Consider the following 21,050-nt stretch of genomic DNA (forward strand, 5'->3'; position numbering starts at 1 on the left):
AATAGTGCCGCACTGCCGCATCACACAATCTTCTTGACTCATTGCTCAACGGACGTTTTAAATCGGACAGGATTTATTGAAACGGAATTCCGCCAAGCAGAACAAAACCCTTTCAATACAGAACAAATCTCCGGAGGAGAACCACATGGTGGACAAGCGACTAGCCTCGGTATTCGGACTGGCAACCGTCAGCGCGCTTGCACTGACGGGTTGTTTCAGTAGTAGTAGTGATGACGACGACACGGTGGAAACCGCGGAACGCGAACATGACGAGCGAAGCTTCAGTGTTGAAGAGTCTCTTTCTTTCGAGGGCGACGCCGAAGGAGCCAACGAAGCCGTACAGAGTGCGATGCGCTACTGGGGGACGTACGACGGCATTCAAGGGGAAGCGGGGTACACCGTGGAGATCCCCGAAGGCTGGGATGGCGACGGGCTGATCATGTGGACTCGTGGTTTCGGCGGTGAAGGCGAGGAGCTCCCCGGGGTCGTCCCCAGAGTGGCATTCCGGAACGCCGTCATCGAAGCCGGTTACGCATGGGCGGCGTCGACCTATTCGGCGAATTTCTACGACGTCCGCGCGGCGATAGAGGATACCAACACTTTGGCCATCAACGTGGTCGATTTTATCGAAGCCGACGGTGGCCCATCTTACGACGAGCCGGCACAGTTTTTGATTGCCGGTAATTCTCTGGGTGGTCACACTGCTGCGGCCGCAGTCGAGCGGGAGACGCTCGAGAGAGCCGCCACGCCAGTGGCGTACGAGGGTGCACTACCCCTTTGCCAGGCGGAGCAGAACCAGTTCCAGTGGCTCGGCGACTACACCCGTGTCGCCCACCTACTGGCCGGCTTCGATGACGCCGAGCACCAGGATTTTCCGGAAGATCTGCCCATGGTCCTGGCGGCTCTTTTCGAACTCGACGGCGACAATAATCCGATTTTCTCCGAACCCACTGACCAGGGCGAACGGCTGAAGCAAGTCGCTAGAGAGCTGACAGGCGGTGACCGGCCGATCTTCGAGGAAGGCTTCGCGCAGTCCACTTGGCAGTTCGCGGTCCTGGGAACCGGCGGCGGTGACGGCACGGTAACCGGCATCCTTGCCCGCAACATCTACGACAACACCGATCGCACCTACGCCGACGAAGTAGTCGATATGGAAATCACCCGAGTGGCCGCCGACGACGGCGTCAATCCGCTTCGTGATGACGGGGTACGCTGGCTGCCCCTGATTAAGGGCGAATTCGACGTACCGGTCCTAACCATGCATACGCTGGGTGACTTCTTCGTTCCCTTCGAGCATCAAAAACTCTACCGGCAACGGGCCGAAGACAACGGTAACGGGGATATGCTGGTGCAGCGGGCCATTCGGGCACCCGGCCATTGCGATTTCGCTGATCCAGAGATCGAAACCGCCGTCGCTGACTTCCTCGGCTGGGTCAACGATGATGATGAGCCGGCCGGTGACCCGATGGACGAGGCGTCCATCGCCGACGATGATTATGGTTGCGAATTTACGGCGATCGAACGCCCGGGACTGCCACAATGTAGCGAGGGGTAAAATACCCAACCTCTTTGTAGGCGCGGCCGAGAGCAGATCGCTGCTCTCGGTCAGCGTCTTCTGGCTCATGGGCCTTGCAACTCCTCTCCCCCTCAATGCTCAACAGCCACGGCAACTGTATTGGGCATCTAAGCAGTGTGCCTCCTGATGCATTGGTGTGTCGTTCACTAACGTCATGAACAGACCGGCCAGGTAGCTGTAGGGCGGATCTTCAGATCCGCCTTCTTTCGTGCTACGACTTTGCCTCGCCAGGATCGGCGGTAGCACTTGGCCAACCAGCCGCCACATCTAATCCTTTCCAGAAGACACCGCCGTGAAGGCACCCCATGCGGGATCACACCCGGTGGATCTGAAGATCCACCCTACGGGTCTGTTCATCATCGCCGTAAGCGGCCGGGCTAGGTAGGGCGGACGCGTAGGGTGGACCTTCAGGTCCACCTTCCCCCGGCTTGCAAGCCAAGGCGGCTCATTGACGCATGCACGGTGGACCTGAAGGTCCACCCTACGTCTACGTCGAATTTGTCAGCCGGTTGCTGTGTGGCCGGTCAACGCTCGCCGGCGGTTGCCGGGGGATCCCCCTCGAGGCGGTAGAGGGTGATGGCCTCGTTGAGGCCGCGGATGTTGGCGGTGCGGGGCTCGATGCAGGTGAATTCGCCGCTGCCGTTGATGGCCTGGCGTACAGCCTCCGAGACGACGATGTCACCCGGGCTGGCCCAGCCGCACAGGCGGGCGGCGAGGTTCACGGTGTTGCCGATGACGGTGTAGTCGAGGTGCTCGCCGGTGCCGATGTTGCCCGCCACAACGGGACCCTCGTGGATGCCGATACCCAGGGGAATGGACAGCTCCTCGGCCTGCATGGCCTGGTTCGCCTGGATCATCTCCAGCGCGCAGGCGCAGGCGTCCTCGGCCATGGCGTTACCGTCGAACACCGCCATGATGCCGTCACCACCGAACTTGTCCACGTAGCCGCCGTGGGCATAGACCGCCTCCACCTGGCTGCCCAGGTGACGGCTCACGGAGGCGAACAGCTGCGACGGCTGGATGCTCTGCGCCAGGGCGGTGAAACCGCGGATGTCGGAGAACAGAATGCACACGTGCTGCTGCTCCGGTGGCGGCAGGCCGGCGCCGGGTGAGGCCTCCTGGACGATCTGCCGCAGCCGCGGCGAGACGTAGCGGGCCAGATTGGCGCGCACCCGCTCCAGTTCCTGAGCGTAGTCGGCCTTCTCCAGCAGGTTCACCAGCCGGGCCCGCACCACCACGGGTTCCAGCGGCAGGCGCAACAGGTCATCGCAACCGGCGGCAAAGGCCGTCTGCCAGGTGGCGCGATCGTTGGCGCTCGCCGTGAGCAGGATGGGTGACAGATAGTAGCCCGGCTCGTCGCGAAGCTGCCGGCACAGGGCGATCCCCTCCTCGCCGTGGTTTTCCACGTTCAGCAGGAAGGCGTCGTAGTTCTCACGTCGGGCGAGGTCCAGTGCCGAGTCCGGATCCGTGGCGTAGTCCACGAGGAAACCCGCCGGCTCAAGAATCTCTCTCGCCGTCGGACCGCTCTCCGTGGGCGCGCCGGCGAGCACGAGAACCCGGCGCTGGGACGCCGCTGCCATCATCATCCGCTTCCTGTTGCCTCATGCCGTACTGTGACGGAGTTCATAGACTTTCGAGGTGATTATAAAGCGAAAACCCCGATGGCGTCGGCATTCCTGATGTCCCCGCCGCCAGAACCCGGAAACGCTCGCCCATTCCGCCGGGCAACAGCAGCGTCTTTGCCTGCTGGGCCATCTGCACCTGGGCCATGGCATCGCCCCCCTGCCGCGCCTCCATCAACGCCGTGACGCCGGCGCCCATCAGGAAGTGGGCCTGGGTGGCATAGCCCAGCACCGCCAGCCCGGCATCCTGCGCACCCTGGGCCGCTCCGGTGAAGTCGACGAAGGCGCTGACATCCTGCAGCCCGGGGACCAGAAGCGGATCCCAGTGGGCGCGGTGGCGGTAATGGCACACCAGGGTGCCCTGGCTGCGCTCGGCGCGGTAGTAGTCGCGGCGGGCATAGCCGTAATCCACCATCAGGAGCAGGCCGTCGGCGAGGCATTCCGCGAGGGTTGCCATGAATCCGGGCAACTGCAGGCAGAGCTCGGATTCGTAGCCCGTCGGCAGGGCGGCCCCCACGTCACGCTCGATGGCCTGGACGGCAGCGGCCACGGCATCCCGAGCGGGAACAACAGCCCAGCCGAAGGCATCCCCGCTGACGGTGACATGGAATTCGGAGATACCACCGGCATCCCGGCGGAAGCGTACCACCGGCAGGGCGTCCATGACCTCGTTGCCCAGAATCACCCCACGCAGCGGGGCATCCGGCAGTGCATCCAGCCAGCGCACGCGGTCGACCAGATGGGGCACGCTGGACTGCAGCCGCTCGTGCTGCCGCTGCCGCAGGCTGCCGCTGCGCTCCAGCAGCCAGTACTCCCGCGGAAGCCGCCGCTGGCGCTCCAGCTCGGCCAGCAGGTCCGCCGCCAGCGCGCCGTCACCGGGGCCCAGTTCCAGGATGACGTCACCCTGACTCGCTTCCAGTGCTTCCGCGCACTGCCCCGCCAGGCTCCAGGCAAACAGGGGCGAAACCAGTGGGGCGGTAATGAAATCACCGGCAGCGCCGAACTTCTCCTGACCCGCGCTGTAATAACCCAACCCCGGCTCGTAGAGCACGCCCTCCATCCAGAGGTCGAAGGGCATCGATCCGCGTGTTTCCATGCGCTCGCGCAATCGCGCGGACAACTCCCGACTCAGGGCCAGAGCATCCGGATCGGGAGCCGGCCAGTCGGCGGGCAGACCGGTTTCAGCCTGAACACCCTGACTCATCCGGACTCCATGTCGTCCAGTGACACCCGGCGCAGCGGCTGGTCGCGGGCATCAAACGCTGCCCACAGCTCGGCATAGGTCCGTCCGAGCTCCGGGTGCTGTTCGTCGCCGGCGATGTCCGCCAGCGGGCGCAGCACGAAGGCGTAGCGGGTGATCTCGTCCCGGGGCAGGATCAGTCGCCCGGAGCGCACGGACTGGTCACCATAGGTGAGCGCATCCAGGTCCAGGGTCCGGGCAGCGTAGCGCTCCGGACCGCGCACGCGTCCGTTGGCGTCCTCGATGCGCCGCAGGCGCTCGGCCACTCCCTCCGGGGTATCGCCGGTATCGAAACCCACCACCAGATTGAGAAAGTCGTCGCCGTCGAAACCCACGGCAGCGCTGGCATAGACCGGAGACACCTGCAGTTCGTGGAACTCCCGGCGCAGGTCCTGCAGGGCCCGGCGCACATGACGGGCCGGCTGAATGTTGGAACCGACACTGACGTAGACACGCACCATCACCGCGACTCCTCGCCGCGGGTAATGGACACCCCTACCGCCCGCGCCCCGGGCACGGCGCCGGGCTTGGCCACCCGGATGCGCAACCAGGGCACTCCGAAGGCGCGCTGCAGTTCCGTGGCCACCCCTTCGGCAACACCCTCCACCAGCTGGCAGCCCGCATTGGCCACCCACTCGGCGACGTGGCGACGCACGGCGTCGTAGTCGACGGCATCGTCCACCGCGTCGGTGGCCGCCGCTGCCGCAGCATCACAGCCGAGCTCCAGGTCGAGCACCAACGTCTGGCGCACCCGGCGTTCCCAGTCGCGCACACCAATTACGGTGTCCACTTTCAGTTCCTGGATAAAGACAACATCCATCGTCCTGCTTCCGTCGTGGCGAACGGCGATGATAGCGCCCCGGCCGCCTCCCCGGCCACCGGCGACTTGACCCGGCCGGGCGCAACCCATTCAATACCGGCCATGATCATTGATGCCGTCATCATCATCGCCGCCTACCTGTTCGGCTCCGTCTCGGCAGCCATCGTCACCTGCCGGGCCATGGGGTTGCCCGACCCGCGCAACGAGGGATCGCGGAATCCGGGCGCCACTAACGTGCTCAGGGTAGGCAACCGCACCGCCGCCGGAATCACCCTGCTGGGGGATTTCCTCAAAGGAGTGATCCCGGTGGTGCTTGCCGTGCTGCTGGGACTGGACCCCGTGACGGTTGCTCTGGCCGGACTGGCTGCCTTCCTGGGACACCTCTATCCCGTTTTCTTCGGTTTTCAGGGTGGCAAGGGTGTGGCCACTGGTCTGGGGGTGCTGCTGGCCTGGTCATGGCCGGCGCTTCTGCTGACGGTGGGCACCTGGCTGCTGATCGCCGCCCTGTTCCGCTACTCGTCGCTGGCCGCGCTGGTGTCGTTCCTGCTTGCGCCGTTCTACCTGGCCTATCTCGGCGCGCCGCAGGCCATCCTCTTCGGCATGCTCGCCGTTACCGTCATCACTTTCTGGCGCCATCAGGGAAATCTGCAGGCGTTGTTGAACGGCACCGAGAAAAAGATCGGCGAAAAGGACTGATCGGCGGGAACGACGCCCGGCGAACGGAACTCAGCCGACATTCTCTCCCGCGGGCGGGATCAGCCCTTCAAGTGGCCAACGCGCCGTGACATCGAAAGCCGCGGCGGACCGCTCGCCGGCACTCAGACGCAGATAGCCGCAGTACGCGATCATCGCGCCGTTGTCGGTACACAGCGCCAGACGCGGATAGTGGACTGTGGCATCCTCGGCCTGCGCCATGACCGCGAAACGCTCACGCAGTGCTCGGTTGGCACTGACTCCCCCGGCCACCACCAGCCTGCGCACGCCGGTCTCCCGAAGTGCTCGCCGGCACTTGATGGCCAGCGTGTCGGCCACGGCGTCCTGGAACCCGCGCGCGATGTTGGCACGCACCTGCGGGTCATCGCCGGCATCGCGGACCAGATTCCGCGTGAAGGTCTTCAGGCCGCTGAAGCTGAAATCGAGCCCGGGGCGGTCCGTCATAGGACGCGGAAAACGGTACGTATCCGGCTCACCCCGGGACGCCAGACGCTCCAGCTGTGGCCCGCCCGGGTACGGCAGACCGAGGAGTTTGGCTGTCTTGTCGAAGGCCTCGCCGGCGGCATCGTCCACGGACTCCCCCAGCAGGCGATAGCGGCCTACCCCGGCGACCTGCACCAGCATGGTATGGCCCCCGGAAACGAGCAGGGCCACGAACGGGAACGCTGGCGGGTCATCCTCCAATAGCGGCGCCAGCAGATGCGCCTCCATGTGATGCACACCCAGCGCCGGCAGTCCTCGCGCCCAGGCGAGACTGCGCGCCACGGCAGCACCCACCAGCAACGCACCCACCAGCCCGGGGCCGCGGGTATAGGCGACGGCATCGATGTCCTCGCGCGCCAGGCCGGCCTCCGCGAGCACCTGCTCCGTCAGCGGCAGCACGCGGCGGACGTGGTCCCTGGAAGCCAGTTCGGGGACCACGCCGCCATAGGTGGCGTGCAGGTCCACCTGACTGTGCACCGCGTGGGCAAGGAGTCCGGCGCTGCCGTCGTAGATGGCAACACCGGTCTCATCACAGGAGGTCTCGATCCCCAGCACCCGCATCCAGGCTCTCTCTCGTTCCATGCCGGCGGGCATTCTAGCAGGCTCAAGCGATCCGTTGCGTGAGCGGGGCATTGCCCTTCTTGTGTTCGCCGCGGTTGCTGGCTAGAATACCGCGCCCGCTGTGGAATCACTGCATTCCACCGATGGTCCATACTGAATCGAAGGAAGGTGAGTCGCTGCATGCCGATCGTCAAGGTACGGGAAAACGAGCATTTCGAAGTCGCCCTGCGCCGTTTCAAGCGCTCCTGTGAAAAGGCGGGCATCCTCTCCGAGGTGCGTCGCCGCGAGCACTACGAGAAGCCCACCCAGGTGCGCAAGCGCAAGCAGGCTGCGGCGGTCAAGCGGCACGCCAAGAAGCTCCAGCGCGAACAGCAGCGCCGCGAGCGCATGTACTGAACACCGTCGGGATCGCACCCATGACTGACAGCGCCCTGAAGGACCGCATCAACACGGCGGTGAAAGAGGCTATGCGCGCGCGTGACAGCAAACGCCTGGCAACCCTGCGCCAGGTCACCGCGGGCATCAAGCAGCACGAGGTGGACCAGCGCACGGAACTGGCTGACGCCGACGTGATCGCCATTCTCAGCAAGATGGTGAAGCAGCGGCAGGAGTCCATCGAGCAGTATCGTACAGCGAACCGCGGCGATCTTGCCGAGCAGGAAGAGTACGAACTGGCGATCCTCCAGGAGTTCCTGCCCCAGCCGCTCAGTGACGACGAGGTGGATGCGCTCATCGACGAGGCCATCGCCGCGAGCGGGGCCGAATCCCTGCGGGACATGGGCAAGGTCATGGGGCTGCTCAAGCCGCGCCTGCAGGGCCGCGCTGATCTGGGTCAGGCCAGCGCGCGCATCAAGGCGCGCCTGCAGGGCTGATCCGCACGGGCCTGGCACACCTCCGGGGTCCGCCCCACCAGTGTCCCGTCCCAGAGGTGCCCGCCATGGCTGGACGCATTCCGGATCAGTTCATCGACGACCTGCTTGCCCGCGTGGACATCGTCGAGCTGATCGGCTCGAGGCTGGCCATCAAGAAAGCCGGGGCGAACTACCAGGCCCTGTGCCCCTTCCACACCGAAAAAACCCCGTCGTTCACCGTGAGCCCGAGCAAGCAGTTCTACCACTGCTTCGGCTGCGGTGCCCACGGCACGGCCGTGCGCTTTCTCATGGAATACGACCGCATGAGCTTCCCCGAGGCGGTGGAGGCGCTGGCGCGGCAGGTGGGCATGGAACTGCCCAAGGAGGCGCGGGCACCGGCCAACCCGGAAGCCGCGAGCCTGTATCCGCTGCTGGACAAAGCCGGCAATGCCTATCGCCAGTGGCTGCGGCAACACCCGGACCGGGAGCGGGCCGTGGCCTACCTGCGCCGCCGTGGTCTCAGCGGCGACATTGCCGCCCGCTACGGCATCGGCTTCGCGCCCCCGGGCTGGGACAACGTGTTGCGGGAACTCGGCCATGAGGAGGACCTGATCCGTGCCGGGCTCGCCATCCGCAAGGACTCGGGTAGTGTCTATGACCGCTTCCGTGACCGCATCATGTTCCCCATCCGCGACCGGCGCGGCCGCGTCATCGGTTTCGGCGGTCGCGTGCTGGACGACGGCGAACCCAAGTATCTGAACTCCCCGGAGACGCCGGTCTTCCACAAGGGCCGGGAGCTCTACGGCCTCCACGAGTGCCTGGAAGCGCAGCGCCACCCGGATCCGATCCTGGTCGTGGAGGGGTACATGGACGTGGTGGCACTGGCTCAACAGGGACTGCCCAATGCCGTGGCCACTCTGGGCACGGCGACCACCACCGACCAGGTGGAACGCCTGTTCCGCGCCACCCGGAACGTAGTGTTCTGCTTCGACGGCGACCAGGCCGGCCGCCAGGCGGCATGGCGCGCCCTGGAGAACACCCTGCCGGCGCTGCGGGACGATCGCCAGGCGCGCTTCCTGTTCCTGCCCGACGGCGAGGACCCGGACTCCCTGGTCCGCGAACAGGGCGCCGAGGCGTTCCAGGCGCTGGTGACCGACGCCGAATCCCTGTCGCAATTCATGCTGCGGGAACTCGGCCGCGACGCGGACCTCTACACCGTGGACGGACGTGCGCGGCTGGTGGAACGCGGCGCGCCGGTGATCGCTCGTGCACCACAGGGCGTGTTCCGCGACCTGCTGGTGGACGAGCTGGCGCGGCATGCCCGGGTTGACCGCGCTCACGTGGAACGCGCCGTGGCGGGTGATGCCGCGCCCGCCACGACATCACACACGCCGCGCCGCCAGGCACAACCGCAGCGCCGCACGGCCGTGCGGGTCGCCATCGCGCTACTGCTGCAGCATCCGGAACTGGCAGAAAAGGGCGGCGAACCCGAGCGTTTCCGCGACCTGGACCAGCCGGGCGCGGACCTGCTGGCGCAGGTCCTTGAATTGCTGCAGGAACAGCCGCATTTAAAGACTGGAGCAATACTGGAACGGTTCCGCGATGATCCGTTCGAGTCCGCCCTGTGGAAGCTCGCCGCCTGGGACCACCTGGTCCCCGAGGGAGGCGCGGAAGCCGAGTTCAAGGGGGCGATGAATCGTCTGGACGGATTGCTGAACGAACAGCGCCTGCAATACTTGCATCAACAGTGGGAAAGCGGGCGGATGACCGAGGACGAGCAGGCGGAGTGGCTGGAGTTACTGCGTCGGCGCAAGGGGCCGACAACTTGACACGGGCTGGAAAATTATGCGCGAAGCGCTATAATGGCCGGTTCATTTTGCGTGGGGCAATACGCCAACCATCCAGGTAGCGAGTGGGTATGAGCCAGGATCAGCAGTCTCAGATTAAACAATTGATCGCCAAAGGCAAGGAGCAGGGCTTCCTGACCTATGCCGAAGTGAACGATCACCTGCCGGATGACATCGTCGACCCCGAGCAGATTGAAGATATCATCAGCATGATCAACGACATGGGAATCACCGTCCACGAAGTGGCGCCGGATTCCGACGAGCTTCTGCTGAACGACTCCGCAGTGACCAGCCCGGACGACGAGGAAGCCGCAGAGGAGGCGGCGGCCGCCCTCGCCGCCGTGGACGCCGAGTTCGGCCGCACTACCGACCCGGTGCGCATGTACATGCGCGAAATGGGGACGGTGGAGCTGCTCACCCGCGAGGGCGAGATCAAGCTGGCCAAGCGCATCGAAGAAGGCCTGGATCAGGTGGTCACCGCCCTGGCCGCCTACCCCGAATCCGCCCGCTTCCTGCTCAAGGGCTTTGATCGGGTGGAGAACGAGGAGCAGCGCCTGGCCGATCTGGTGGCCAATTTCCGCGAGGCGGGCGAGCCGCAGGAAGAGTCCACCCGTGAAACCACCCTGGAAGACACAGCCGGCGACGATGATGACGGCGATGACACCGCCGCCGCGGACACCGGCCCCGACCCGGAACTGGCCCGCGAGGTATTCCAGCGCATCCAGGAGCTCTACGACGAGACCCAGGAGATTCTTGCCAACGAGGGTGTAGACAGCCCCCGGCTGCAGGAAAAGCGCGAGGAAATGGCGGAGTTGTTCCTGCGCATCAAGTTCCCGCCGCGCATCCTGGAGGCCATGGTGGACCAGCTGCGCAAGGCCGTGGAGCGCATCCGCCGCCAGGAGCGGGTGGTCATGGAGTCCTGCGTGCGCAAGGCAGGCATGCCGCGCAAGGTGTTCCTCAAGAGCTTCCCCGGCCGCGAAGCCGACGGCAGCTTCTTCGAGGAGGTCAAGGTCCGGGACGACGTGGACACCGACAAGCTCATGGAACTCCAGGACCAGGTCTACTATGCCCAGGAGCAGATGCGCGAGTTGCAGAACCTCTCCGGGCTGGACGTGGGCGAGATCAAGGAGATCAACCGCCGCATGTCCATCGGCGAGGCCAAGGCCCGCCGCGCCAAGAAGGAGATGGTGGAGGCCAACCTGCGCCTGGTGATCTCCATCGCCAAGAAGTACACCAATCGCGGCCTGCAGTTCCTGGACCTGATCCAGGAAGGCAACATCGGCCTGATGAAGGCCGTGGACAAGTTCGAATACCGCCGTGGCTACAAGTTCTCGACGTACGCCACGTGGTGGATCCGCCAGGCGATCACGCGCTCCATTGCGGACCAGGCGCGCACCATCCGCATCCCGGTGCACATGATCGAGACCATCAACAAATTGAACCGCATCTCCCGGCAGATGCTCCAGGAGATGGGTCGCGAGGCGTCACCGGAAGAGTTGGCCGAGCGCATGGAGATGCCCGAGGACAAGGTGCGCAAGGTGCTCAAGATCGCCAAGGAGCCGATCTCCATGGAGACGCCCATCGGCGACGACGAGGACAGCCATCTGGGCGACTTCATCGAGGACATCGGCGTCATGTCGCCGGTGGACTCCGCTACCCGCGAAGGGCTGAAAGAGGCCGTCCGCGGGGTTCTCGGCGGCCTGACGCCGCGGGAAGCCAAGGTGCTGCGCATGCGCTTCGGCATCGACATGAACACCGACCACACCCTGGAAGAGGTGGGCAAGCAGTTCGACGTCACCCGCGAGCGCATCCGCCAGATCGAAGCCAAGGCTCTGCGCAAGCTGCGCCACCCGACCCGCTCGGAATCCCTGCGCAGCTTCCTGGACGAACAGTAAGGCTGACGCCCGCAACACCCGACGCTATACTGCCGCCCTGCGGTTTTCCGCAGGGCGGCGTTGCGTCGGCCGCCCGCAAACGCCTCCGCGACAGGAAACGACGGGCCTGTAGCTCAGTGGTTAGAGCAGGGAACTCATAATTCCTTGGTCGCTGGTTCGAATCCAGCCGGGCCCACCACATTCGCGTTTCAAGCCATCCCCGAAAGTCCAAACCCCCACCTGAAAATCCCCTGAAACCCCCGCCATGCGGGGATTCTTCGTTCCAATGTATCCATTAGCGTCCCATGTAGTGTAGCCTCAAACACGGGGTATCGCACAGGGGAAAAAGCCCATCTGCGAAGCCGATACCCCGGGAAAGGGTATCGCGTGAACGCCTCAATACCCCCAAACAAGGAACAGACGCCGGGCCCTGCAAAACGTGGGGTAACCGGGGTAACCAAGGTAACCGCCGCGCCATACGGGCGTTTCAGCGGTTACCCGAGAAAATGCCCCGGGGTAACCGGGGTAACCGGAGGCAGTATGGCCAGGGGACTGAACCAGCTAACGGCCGGGGAGTGTAAGGCGGCGAAGTGCCCGGCGGGACGCAAACAGGCGAAACTCTACGATGGTGGCGGGCTGGTCCTGGTGGTGAGGCCGGACGGGCGGAAGACGTGGCAACTCCGATACACCCGCCCCAACGGCAAGGCGACGGCGGCCGGGCTGGGGAGCTACCCCGAAACGACACTAGCGACGGCCCGGGAGAAACGCGACGAATACCGTGCCCTACTGGCCAAGGGTATCGACCCGGTGGCCAGCCGACGCGCTGAACGCCAGGCAACACGGCGCGCCCACGCCAATGACTTCGCCAGCGTGGCGGCCGAATGGTGGGACACCGTCTACCGTAAGAAAGTCACCGACTCCCAGGCCAAGCGGCAGTGGCGACGGCTGGAGCAACACGCTTTCCCGGAGTTTGGCCGGCGCCCGGTATCGGAGATAGAGCCGCCCATAGTGCTGGAGGCGTTGCGCAAGGTGGAGCGAACTGGACGGATAGAAACGGCCGTACGGGTGAAATCCGCCGTTTCCGCCGTCATGAAGTACGCCATTGCCACGGCGCGGGCCAAGCGTGACCCCACGCTAGACCTGCAGGGAATGCTAGCCACCCCGAGGGCAAACCATTACCCGGCGATTGTGGACCCCACCGAACTAGGGGCGGTACTCCGCGCCGTGGACGGCTACCGGGGGCAGTACACCACAAGGGCCGCCCTGCAATTGTTGCCCATGCTGTTCTGCCGCCCTGGCGAACTCCGCAACATGACGTGGGATTCGCTCGACCTGGAGGCGGGGACCTGGACCTATACGGTATCCAAAGGCGGCGAAGGCCGGGTAACCCCACTGCCGCCCCAGGTGGTGGCCATCCTTAAGAGCCTCGACCCCATCACCGGGCGCGGGCCCTTTGTTTTCCCATCCGGACGCACCAGTGAACGCCCCATGTCGGAGAACACGCTAAGCGCGGCGCTGAAGCGTATGGACTACGGCGGGGAAATGGTCGCCCACGGATTCCGGGCGGCGGCGCGCACCATTCTGGTTGAGCGGTTGGGGTATTCGGCGGAACTGGTGGAGTTCCAGCTAGGCCATGCCGTCAGGGACATGCACGGCAGAAGCTACAACCGCGCGCATTGGATGGAGCAACGCCGGGACATGCTCCGGCATTGGGCGAGCTACCTGGACGAACTCCGCGACGGCGGGGGGACGGTGACTCCAATCCGAGGGAATTACCGATGACTTCCAGACCTTGCCGGGCACGCAAAAAATATCCAGAAGCCCGGCGGGACACTATGACACCCTTGGGGAAGGTGCTCACCGGGGCTGCAATAATCGCGCGGCACTACAACCTGTTGAGTTCATCTGTGATAGGCGCGCCGGAAAGACTGGCGGGCGGCACGAATACCACAACCTGTTGAGTGCGGCGATGGGACGCTAGCGCAAGCCTTGGGCAAAACCGGACGAGATGGAATGTTCTACCATGCACCGCCGCCAGTGGGACGCTACAGAAAGTCTCGGCAAGTCGAGGGTAGTAACAAGAGTTAAGGCGCTGATAGTATCCGAGCTGTGCTTACATACAGCACAAAGAGAAACCCCCGGACGGTGCTGCAACACCCCGGGGGAGACATGTAAACCCGCGCTAGGCGAGCGGATAGTTAGAACTAGCAGCGATAACCTAGGTTATCGCACTGAAGATGCTACCGCGACGGTGACGGCCGGAACAAGCACCTCTTGTTCTTTGGCGACTAGTCGTGACTGGTCGCCAGTGGTCTGCACTGGTCGCGGTGGCTCAACAACCGCCCTGCCTAGCGCCTTCAACTGGAGGCGTTTTCATGCCTGAAAGGGTCGATCACCCAGCCACCCCCGACCGCATCATGCGGCTGCCCGAAGTCTCGCACGTCACCGGTAAAGGCCGCTCCAGCATTTACCGGGACATGGACCAGGGCACCTTCCCCATTGGCATCAAGCTGGGGCCCCGTGCCCGAGGCTGGTGGGCGTCATCCATTTACGAATGGCTGGCGAACCGCCCCACTGCCGCGTCCGGCGAGTGAGGGGGGCAAACCATGAGAAACGAAAACGCCCGGGGGGCACCGGGCGATAAGGGGAAGCTACGTGCTGATTATACCGCCCCTGACGCCCTGCCCGCCATAGCCCAGGCCATGGAAGCCTACGGCGTCACCCCCGCCAAAGGGGTGGACGCGCTAAAGGCTGACGGCCTCTTGCACCGCTACAGGGTAGACGGCGACAAGCCCGGCACCCTCAACGGCTGGTGCGTCATCCACCTGGACGGCATACCGGCTGCCGTGTTCGGGAGTTGGAAAGCGGGAGTCTCCGCCACCTGGCGAGCCCGTGCCCCGGGGACAGAAGCGGAGCGCGAACAGGCCCGTCAGCAAATGGCGGAGGCCCGAATGCAGCGGGACGCCGAACAGGCCGAACGCCACCGCCAGGCAGCCGACAAGGCCCGCCGTCTATGGGCGAGGGCGAAGCCTGCCAACCCATCCCATCCTTACCTTGCCCGCAAGGGCGTACCACCGCTCAAGGCCCGCCAACTGGGGGATGCCTTGGTACTCCCGCTGTTCACCCTCGCCGGCGCCCTGGCGTCGCTGCAATTCATCGACGGCGACGGCGGGAAGCGCCTGCTATCCGGTGGCCGGAAGCAAGCATGCGCCATCCCCGTGGCAGGCAAAGGGGCCAACGCGCCCCGCCTGCTTATTACTGAAGGATGGGCAACAGCGGCGAGCGTTCACGCCCTGGAGCCGTACGCGCTGGTGCTGGCGGCCGTCGACGCCGGGAACCTAGCAGCCGTCGCAATGGCGGCCCGAAGCCGGTGGCCGGGGCTGCCGATTGTGCTATGCGCCGATGCCGACCCCGTGGGCGAGAAGGCTTCACGGGCGGCGGCGCGGGCAGTAGGCGGAACGGTGGCCATGCCACCGACCGGGGACTTCAATGACTACGCGCAAAGGGGGCAGGCATGAGCGAAGACGACCAGGGGAACGTGGCCCGCATCGAAGGGCACGACCCAACCGAGACCCCGCCACGTTATCCGTCCGAACCAGAGATAGAGCGGCCGGGGTACGCGGTGCATGACGACTGGTTCACCGTGAGCGGAAAGCGGCGACAGCCCGGCTTGTACTGGCACCAGCGCGGGCAGGGTGAAGACAGCGATCCCGTAGACACTTGGATTGCCCGGCCAATCCATGCTGTAGCGCGAACAGACGACGAAAACGGCTGTTCGGCCGGGCGGCTTCTGCGGTTCCTCGACGATTCCGGCCGGTGGCGGGAATGGGCCATGCCGAAGCGCCTTCTAGGGGGCGACGGCACCCGGATTCGCGAAGAGCTGTTAGACATGGGTTTTGACATCAACTATCGCCACCGGGCGCGGTTCCTGGAGTGGTTGAGCGCCCAACACCCGCGTGACCGAATCATGGCAGCAAGCCGCACCGGCTGGCACGACATAGAGACCGGGCGTTGTTTCGTACTGCCCGGCCGCACCATTGGGGCGGAGAACGTCCGACACCAAACGGAAAGCCCCGGAGTTGACGACTTCCGTCAAGCCGGAACGCTCCAAGGATGGCGGGAGACGGTGGCGGCGCCCTGCCGGGGTAACCCTGTCCTAATACTAGCGGTATCCGCCGCGCTGGCGGGCCCGCTGCTCAAGGCAGCCGCCCAACGCGACGCCGGAGGACACGGGTTTCACCTGGTGGGGGACTCCAGCAAAGGAAAGACCACCGCGCTACAGGCGGCGGCGAGCGTTTGGGGCGGCCCCGGATTCGTCCGCACCTGGCGAGCCACCGGGAACGGGCTGGAAGCTACGGCGGCGGCATTGAATGACGCGGCCATCATCCTGGATGAAATCAGCGAAGCCGACCCCGGCGAAATCGGGGGCGTTGTTTATGCCCTGGCCAACGGGCACGGGAAGCAACGTGCACGCCGGGAAGGCGGGAGCCGCCAGGCAGCGCGGTGGCGCGTTGTCGCCCTTTCGTCCGGGGAGCGAACCCTAGCCGGGCACATGGGCGAAGCCGGGGGCCGGGTGAAGTCCGGGCAAAGCGCACGACTTCTAGACGTTCCAGCCACCTGGCAAAGCCACGGCGCCTTTGATGAATTGCACGGCCACCCGGACGGCCGGGCATTTGCCGACGCCCTCAAGCAAGCCAGCGAGCGCCACCACGGCCACGCCGGGCCCGCGTTTGTTGAGTGGCTGATAGACCAGGATCACGACTTGCCTGAAAGACTAGCCCGAACCCAGGCGCATGAATGGTTTCAGGAACCCGGCGAGCTAGCAGGGCGGGCAGGTTCCGCGTTCGCGCTGGTGGCGACGGCCGGGGAGCTCGCCACGGAAGCCGGCATTACCGGCTGGAAAACGGGGGAAGCCCTGGAAGCGGCCGCGTTCGCGCTGGATGGTTGGGCGGACTTGCGCGGCGGGGGACACGGCGAAGACCAGCAAATCCTGAACGCCGTTCGCGACTTCCTGGACCGCCACGGCGATGCCCGATTCTCCAGCCTCGATACGTCGGGGAGCGGGATACGGGACCGGGCCGGCTACTGGCGGGACACGGAAAACGGCCGCGTCTGGTACTTCACGGCCGGGGCGCTACGCGAGGCCGCCAGCGGATTCGAAACGCGCCGTATTGCAGACGCCTTAGAGGCAGCGAGGTGGCTGGCAGCGGCAGACCCGGGCAAACGCTCGAAGCGCATCAAGGTGGAAGGCCGAACCGCCGCCCTGTACGCCATCGACCCGGAGGGCGGCGACGATGACGCTTGAACAGGCCTTAGCCAAAGCCGCTAACCGTGAGCGGCCCCGGAGAGCCCGCCCAGTTACCCCGGTTACCCGAGGCTACCCCACTGAGGTAACCGAAAAACCACCGCAAAAACAGCACAGTAACCCCGGTTACCCCAGTAACCCCGCAAACGTCACGGACGAAGCGGCAAACGCCGAAGGCGCCACCCTGCTAGCGGGACTGCAGAGCCTGGTGGCGGCGGCCAATCAAGCCGGATGCTGTGAGCCCCTGTCCACTATGGCGTGGGAGTTTCGCGAAGACCTGGAGCCCATGGGGCGCGGAGCGTGGCCGGTGGAGGCATTGGCCCTCGCGGTGGAGACGATTGGACGGGCGGACGGCTGGCAATTCAGGGGGACGTATGACTGAACAGACCCTAAGCAAACGACAGCGCAAGGCGGCGGAAATCGCACGCGCCCGCGAGTGGCTGGCGGAGCAGTTCCCGGCCGTGTTCGGCGGCAAAGGGGGCGTCCCCATTGCCATCGGCGGCCACCAGCAAGCACACGACGCGGCGAAGGCCGAAGACGGCCCGCCGTCATGGGCCATACAAGGGGCGTTGCGGAAGTGGACGCGCCACCCTGCCTATCTGGAGGCCCTGACCACCGGGGCAACCCGGTACAACCTCGACGGCACGCCAGGGGGTGCGGTAACCGCCAAGCAAGCCGAAAAGGCCGCTCATCAACTGGCGGAGTTTCGCCGGAGGTGGAAGGCAGAGAAGGCCGCCAAGGCAAAGAGCGGCGCCAAGCGGCCGTTTCTGACTCTGAAAAAGGGGGCGAAGCAATGACAGCGCAACTTGCGGCATGGGGACGGCTGGGCAATGAGCCCCGGGCCCTGGAGACAAAAACGGGTAAGCCCATGACCGTGGCGTCACTGGCGGTGGAAGTCGCCGAAGGCGGCGAGGCTGAATGGTTCGGGCTGGTCGCATTCCGCAAACAAGCCGAGCAACTGGCCAGCCATTCCAAAGGCGACCGGCTGAGCGTGGCCGGGCGGCTCCAGCGGCAGGAGTGGAAGGGCCGCGATGGTGAGGACCGGCAACAACTCCAGGTCATCGCGGATTCACTGGTGAGCGCCCGCACGGTTCGCCCCGGAGGCAAGAAACGCAAAGCGCCCGCTAATGGCGAGGGACTGGAACAGGCCCGGGAACTCTACCAGGCACCGGATTTTGACGACGAATTACCCATCTAGCGGGCGGTGCCGGCTTCAACAATTCTCAACAGGGTGCACCATTGACCGAAACCATTAAGCTACCGGACCTGATGACGCCAGGCGAGCGGGCAGCGCATGACGCCCGCCACGCCGTGGTGGAGATAGCCGCGGCAACGGAACGGCTGCGCACGGCGAAGCGCCACGCCAGCGCGGGCGTAACAGTGGGAAGACTACTGCGAGCGGCTGGGGCTGCCGAAGGGCACCCAACGCCGATTCGTGCAGGCAGCGCGGAATCCGTGGCGTGTATTCCGGCAACGGGCCGGATGCCGCCTACTGAGCAAAAACGAGAGGCCCTAACAGTTGGGCCCCTGGCGTCACGGCGCTGGCCCGGGAGTGCGTCGCCACCATGGTTCGCGGCGGTTTATTGCCCTAAAAGAGGGCCAAAACCTGAAGAAACCTAAAACCGAACTAACTATGTGCGTGCCTCCCCTCAACGGTCCCACCAGTTTAGCCCTGAGAAATTTTCGGCAGCGGGAAGAAGGGACCCCGTTTCCCGTCGTCAGAAACGGGCAAAGACCGCCCCTTGAAGCAACCCCAAACCCTGGAGCGCGAGAGGGACCCCAAGCCATCACCCCGGCACCGACCACTTGCGGCTGTTCAGCCGTAACCATTACCGCCAGCCCACGGACTTTGGCCACGCCCATTGGTGCCAATGCTGGCAATCATCCGGGGGCCAGGGCCCGCAGGGGAGAGTAATCGTTTTTCACTCAGCGAACCTTTTTTCTCGTAAGAAAGCAAAGCGCGACCCTCACGCCGGTCTCATGGGCGCGAAGCTGGCGACTTCGCCACGCCCCTACCCCCGTACAGCCGGCACCAACTCGGAAAGTTATTTTGGAGACATCGAAGATTGACTCCCTCCAACGGTTTCCGGGGCATCGCGGTCATACTTTTGACCACCCCTGCCGGAACGTGATTTCCCGCACCGACGCGATGCCGGCACGGGCCTAACCTGAAGGTGCGTTGTTACCAGACGCAAAGGTACTTCTCATGGTTCGCCTTACTTGCCCCGGTCTCCCGGGGTTTTTTTCCTGAGCTTCCGGCGATTGCGGCTGAGGTGTTGGTTTTTGTTGGGATGACGACGCTTCGCCCGTGCGCGTACTGCGCCGAAAACCCCACAGGAAACAGAAACGCCCTGCCGGCGTTCTGTGGCTAGGGCGATAACGGCCCTCGAAGCACCCGCACGCCATCAGACGCGGAGAGGACCCGAGTGTGCCCCCGGTTCCGATATCCCCGGGAGGCTGCACCAGACGCGGGCAGGTGTTCACGCGATGGCGGAAGCCGAACCGGCCGCGTGGCGTTGTCGTGAATGGCGGTGGGACTGCCCTCGAATACCCCGCAACGCTTGGCAAGGCGTCAAAGGACCCGCCCTTTTTTATCGAGCGGGAAAACTCGGTTTGTGGCCATGGGTGCGCCAATTAGACGTGATAACGTGAGGCCAATGGGGTGATCGTCTAAGTGACCAGTAGTGTGAAGCTCATGCTTGTAGCTTGTCGGAAAATTTAACACACAAGGCTTTCTGGCCAAGTCGACAAAGAAGCCAAAGCATTGTTTCTTGGGTAATTATATTTTCTTGTAGGGTTTTTGCATGCTGATGAGATGGTGTCTTTTCCGCAGGAGATAAACAGAATGAAAAATCGGTTCGAGTGCCCGGTTTGCCGGCGCCATGAATGGGCAGAAATCGAAAGCTATGACTTATCGGTGCGCGATTCCCCGACGTTCTCAGCGAGAAGACGTAAGGTCGAGCTCGGCATGATTGCGGCACGTATTCTTTTCCTGGCGCGACCAGCAACCAAAAAAATAAAAAGAAGATTCTTAAGCAGGGGAGAGCGAATCCGTCAAGAGATCTATAGGGATACATGGAAAGGAGATGAAACATTAACATCCGTTCTCTGTGAATCCTGCGGATTCGTGTGTTATGCGCCTCGACCTACGACAGAAGATGTTGCCGCGAAATATAATCGGCTAAAGGAATACAATCCGAGCATCGGTGGTCAAGACCTCGGTGACCAGAAAATTATAAAAATGGACAGGGATCGCTCGTACGTCCTGTATCAAAAGCTTTCCTCGCACATGCCTGATGGCGCCGTTCTCGACTACGGTGGCGGAAACGGAAAACTCATGCACGCTTTTTTGGAGCACGGTAGAAGCTGCTACTTGGCGGACTACTCAGAGAAACAGTTGCCGGGGGTCAATAAGATTGCTGACGACATAAGTAGCCTCGAGGGTACGTATTCTGCAATCGTTCTGAGTCATGTACTAGAACATGTTGCTGAACCGGGCGAGCTTGTTGCCGGTCTACATCGACACCTCAAAGACGATGGCGTGCTCTACGCCGAGATTCCAATTGATATGCTCGGTGGCTTACGCCTTGAAGGCGATCCGGTCACTCATATTAATTTCTTCACATACGACAGCCTAGGCTCATTACTCAATCATAATGGATACATTATAATTGATGGGCAGACGGAATTCGGCACTTACGGTAAGCAAGAGCTTGAAGTCGCTTGGGTAGTTGCGAAGAAGGGGAGCGAAGATCCAACATACAAACCGGAGTCCGCCAAGAAGCTCTTGTGGCCTTCTAGGCCGTATGCTTTCCGAAAACTTCTCGTGGAAGCAAGAAAAGGCTAACCGCAGGGTTACACTCACAACGACGGCCCACTCTAGCAGAGTGGGCCGTCGTCCTAGAGACGGTGGGCATTGAAAGGCTACAAAGCACCCAAGGCTTCACCCTCTGTTTGATGGCAGAGCACTGCGGTCAGTTTGATTTTTCTCCGTAAACATTGCCTGTAGCATTTCCAACGCCTCCTGGTAATGGCGGTAATCTGCCCTAGCGTATTCCCTATCTTGGTAGCCGTAGTGTTCGGCCCATTCGCTGAACGTGTGCATACTGACCCCCTTTCGCATGGTTTGAAGGCGACGCACCGGACATTCAGGGGTA

Annotated in this window: 18 protein-coding genes and 1 tRNA gene; 14 read left to right on the forward strand and 5 right to left on the reverse strand. The window is 63.8% G+C overall.

Annotated elements, in window-relative coordinates:
- Positions 1–145 precede the first annotated feature (145 nt).
- Positions 146–1,555: an alpha/beta hydrolase gene (locus tag KU884_RS17875; protein ID WP_167783886.1), complete on the forward strand. Its 1,410-nt coding sequence runs from the start codon at positions 146–148 to the stop codon at positions 1,553–1,555.
- Between the two features lie 545 nt (positions 1,556–2,100).
- On the opposite strand, the gene KU884_RS17880 is transcribed toward KU884_RS17875, so the two are convergent.
- From KU884_RS17880 to folB, 4 genes are read right to left on the reverse strand one after another with little or no spacing between them, the layout of a single operon-like run.
- Entirely contained in the window at positions 2,101–3,162 is a 1,062-nt protein-coding gene (locus KU884_RS17880; protein ID WP_167783887.1) for an adenylate/guanylate cyclase domain-containing response regulator, read from the reverse strand.
- Positions 3,163–3,199: 37 nt separating this feature from the next.
- On the reverse strand, positions 3,200–4,402 hold the full coding sequence (locus tag KU884_RS17885; protein WP_254432114.1) for a class I SAM-dependent methyltransferase: 1,203 nt from the start codon (positions 4,400–4,402) through the stop codon (positions 3,200–3,202).
- Positions 4,399–4,899 (reverse strand): 2-amino-4-hydroxy-6-hydroxymethyldihydropteridine diphosphokinase, encoded by a 501-nt coding sequence (folK, locus tag KU884_RS17890; protein WP_167783888.1) that lies wholly within the window; start codon positions 4,897–4,899, stop codon positions 4,399–4,401. The genes KU884_RS17885 and folK overlap by 4 nt, the downstream gene beginning before the upstream one ends.
- The gene (gene folB, locus KU884_RS17895; protein WP_167783889.1) at positions 4,899–5,258 is read right to left on the reverse strand and encodes a dihydroneopterin aldolase; all 360 of its coding nucleotides are present in this window, start codon (positions 5,256–5,258) and stop codon (positions 4,899–4,901) included. Before folB ends, folK begins: the two co-directional genes overlap by 1 nt.
- A 102-nt stretch (positions 5,259–5,360) precedes the next feature.
- Between folB and plsY the strand changes: the two genes are divergently transcribed.
- On the forward strand, positions 5,361–5,954 hold the full coding sequence (plsY, locus tag KU884_RS17900) for a glycerol-3-phosphate 1-O-acyltransferase PlsY (RefSeq protein ID WP_167783890.1): 594 nt from the start codon (positions 5,361–5,363) through the stop codon (positions 5,952–5,954).
- A 30-nt stretch (positions 5,955–5,984) separates the two neighbouring features.
- Here the strand turns inward: plsY and tsaD are convergent, their stop codons facing one another.
- Positions 5,985–7,016, reverse strand: coding sequence for a tRNA (adenosine(37)-N6)-threonylcarbamoyltransferase complex transferase subunit TsaD (tsaD, locus tag KU884_RS17905; protein ID WP_167784337.1), 1,032 nt, complete (start codon positions 7,014–7,016; stop codon positions 5,985–5,987).
- 180 nt (positions 7,017–7,196) lie between these two features.
- Here tsaD and rpsU point away from each other — a divergent pair, with 180 nt between their 5' ends.
- From rpsU to KU884_RS17965, 12 genes are all read left to right on the forward strand, one after another.
- Entirely contained in the window at positions 7,197–7,412 is a 216-nt protein-coding gene (gene rpsU, locus KU884_RS17910; RefSeq protein WP_167783891.1) for a 30S ribosomal protein S21, read from the forward strand.
- A gap of 20 nt (positions 7,413–7,432) precedes the next feature.
- Positions 7,433–7,888, forward strand: coding sequence for a GatB/YqeY domain-containing protein (locus KU884_RS17915; RefSeq protein ID WP_167783892.1), 456 nt, complete (start codon positions 7,433–7,435; stop codon positions 7,886–7,888).
- A 65-nt stretch (positions 7,889–7,953) separates the two neighbouring features.
- Complete coding sequence (gene dnaG / locus KU884_RS17920) at positions 7,954–9,696, forward strand: DNA primase (protein ID WP_167783893.1); 1,743 nt, start codon at positions 7,954–7,956, stop codon at positions 9,694–9,696.
- A gap of 89 nt (positions 9,697–9,785) precedes the next feature.
- Positions 9,786–11,609, forward strand: a complete 1,824-nt coding sequence (gene rpoD, locus KU884_RS17925; RefSeq protein ID WP_167783894.1) for an RNA polymerase sigma factor RpoD — start codon at positions 9,786–9,788, stop codon at positions 11,607–11,609.
- A gap of 102 nt (positions 11,610–11,711) precedes the next feature.
- A tRNA-Ile gene (locus KU884_RS17930) sits at positions 11,712–11,787 on the forward strand.
- A 341-nt stretch (positions 11,788–12,128) separates the two neighbouring features.
- The gene (locus tag KU884_RS17935) at positions 12,129–13,370 is read left to right on the forward strand and encodes an integrase arm-type DNA-binding domain-containing protein (protein ID WP_167783895.1); all 1,242 of its coding nucleotides are present in this window, start codon (positions 12,129–12,131) and stop codon (positions 13,368–13,370) included.
- 593 nt (positions 13,371–13,963) lie between these two features.
- Positions 13,964–14,182 (forward strand): AlpA family transcriptional regulator, encoded by a 219-nt coding sequence (locus KU884_RS17940; protein ID WP_167783896.1) that lies wholly within the window; start codon positions 13,964–13,966, stop codon positions 14,180–14,182.
- Positions 14,183–14,194: 12 nt separating this feature from the next.
- Positions 14,195–15,106, forward strand: a complete 912-nt coding sequence (locus tag KU884_RS17945) for a toprim domain-containing protein (RefSeq protein ID WP_167783897.1) — start codon at positions 14,195–14,197, stop codon at positions 15,104–15,106.
- Positions 15,103–16,893: a DUF927 domain-containing protein gene (locus tag KU884_RS17950; protein ID WP_167783898.1), complete on the forward strand. Its 1,791-nt coding sequence runs from the start codon at positions 15,103–15,105 to the stop codon at positions 16,891–16,893. The genes KU884_RS17945 and KU884_RS17950 overlap by 4 nt, the downstream gene beginning before the upstream one ends.
- 374 nt (positions 16,894–17,267) lie before the next feature.
- Positions 17,268–17,690 (forward strand): ProQ/FinO family protein, encoded by a 423-nt coding sequence (locus KU884_RS17955; RefSeq protein ID WP_167783899.1) that lies wholly within the window; start codon positions 17,268–17,270, stop codon positions 17,688–17,690.
- Entirely contained in the window at positions 17,687–18,091 is a 405-nt protein-coding gene (locus KU884_RS17960; RefSeq protein ID WP_167783900.1) for a single-stranded DNA-binding protein, read from the forward strand. Before KU884_RS17955 ends, KU884_RS17960 begins: the two co-directional genes overlap by 4 nt.
- Before the next feature lie 1,647 nt (positions 18,092–19,738).
- Positions 19,739–20,740: a class I SAM-dependent methyltransferase gene (locus tag KU884_RS17965; protein WP_167783901.1), complete on the forward strand. Its 1,002-nt coding sequence runs from the start codon at positions 19,739–19,741 to the stop codon at positions 20,738–20,740.
- Positions 20,741–21,050: the final 310 nt, after the last annotated feature.

The sequence above is a fragment of the Aquisalimonas sp. 2447 genome, from assembly GCF_012044895.1.
Classification (GTDB): domain Bacteria; phylum Pseudomonadota; class Gammaproteobacteria; order Nitrococcales; family Aquisalimonadaceae; genus Aquisalimonas.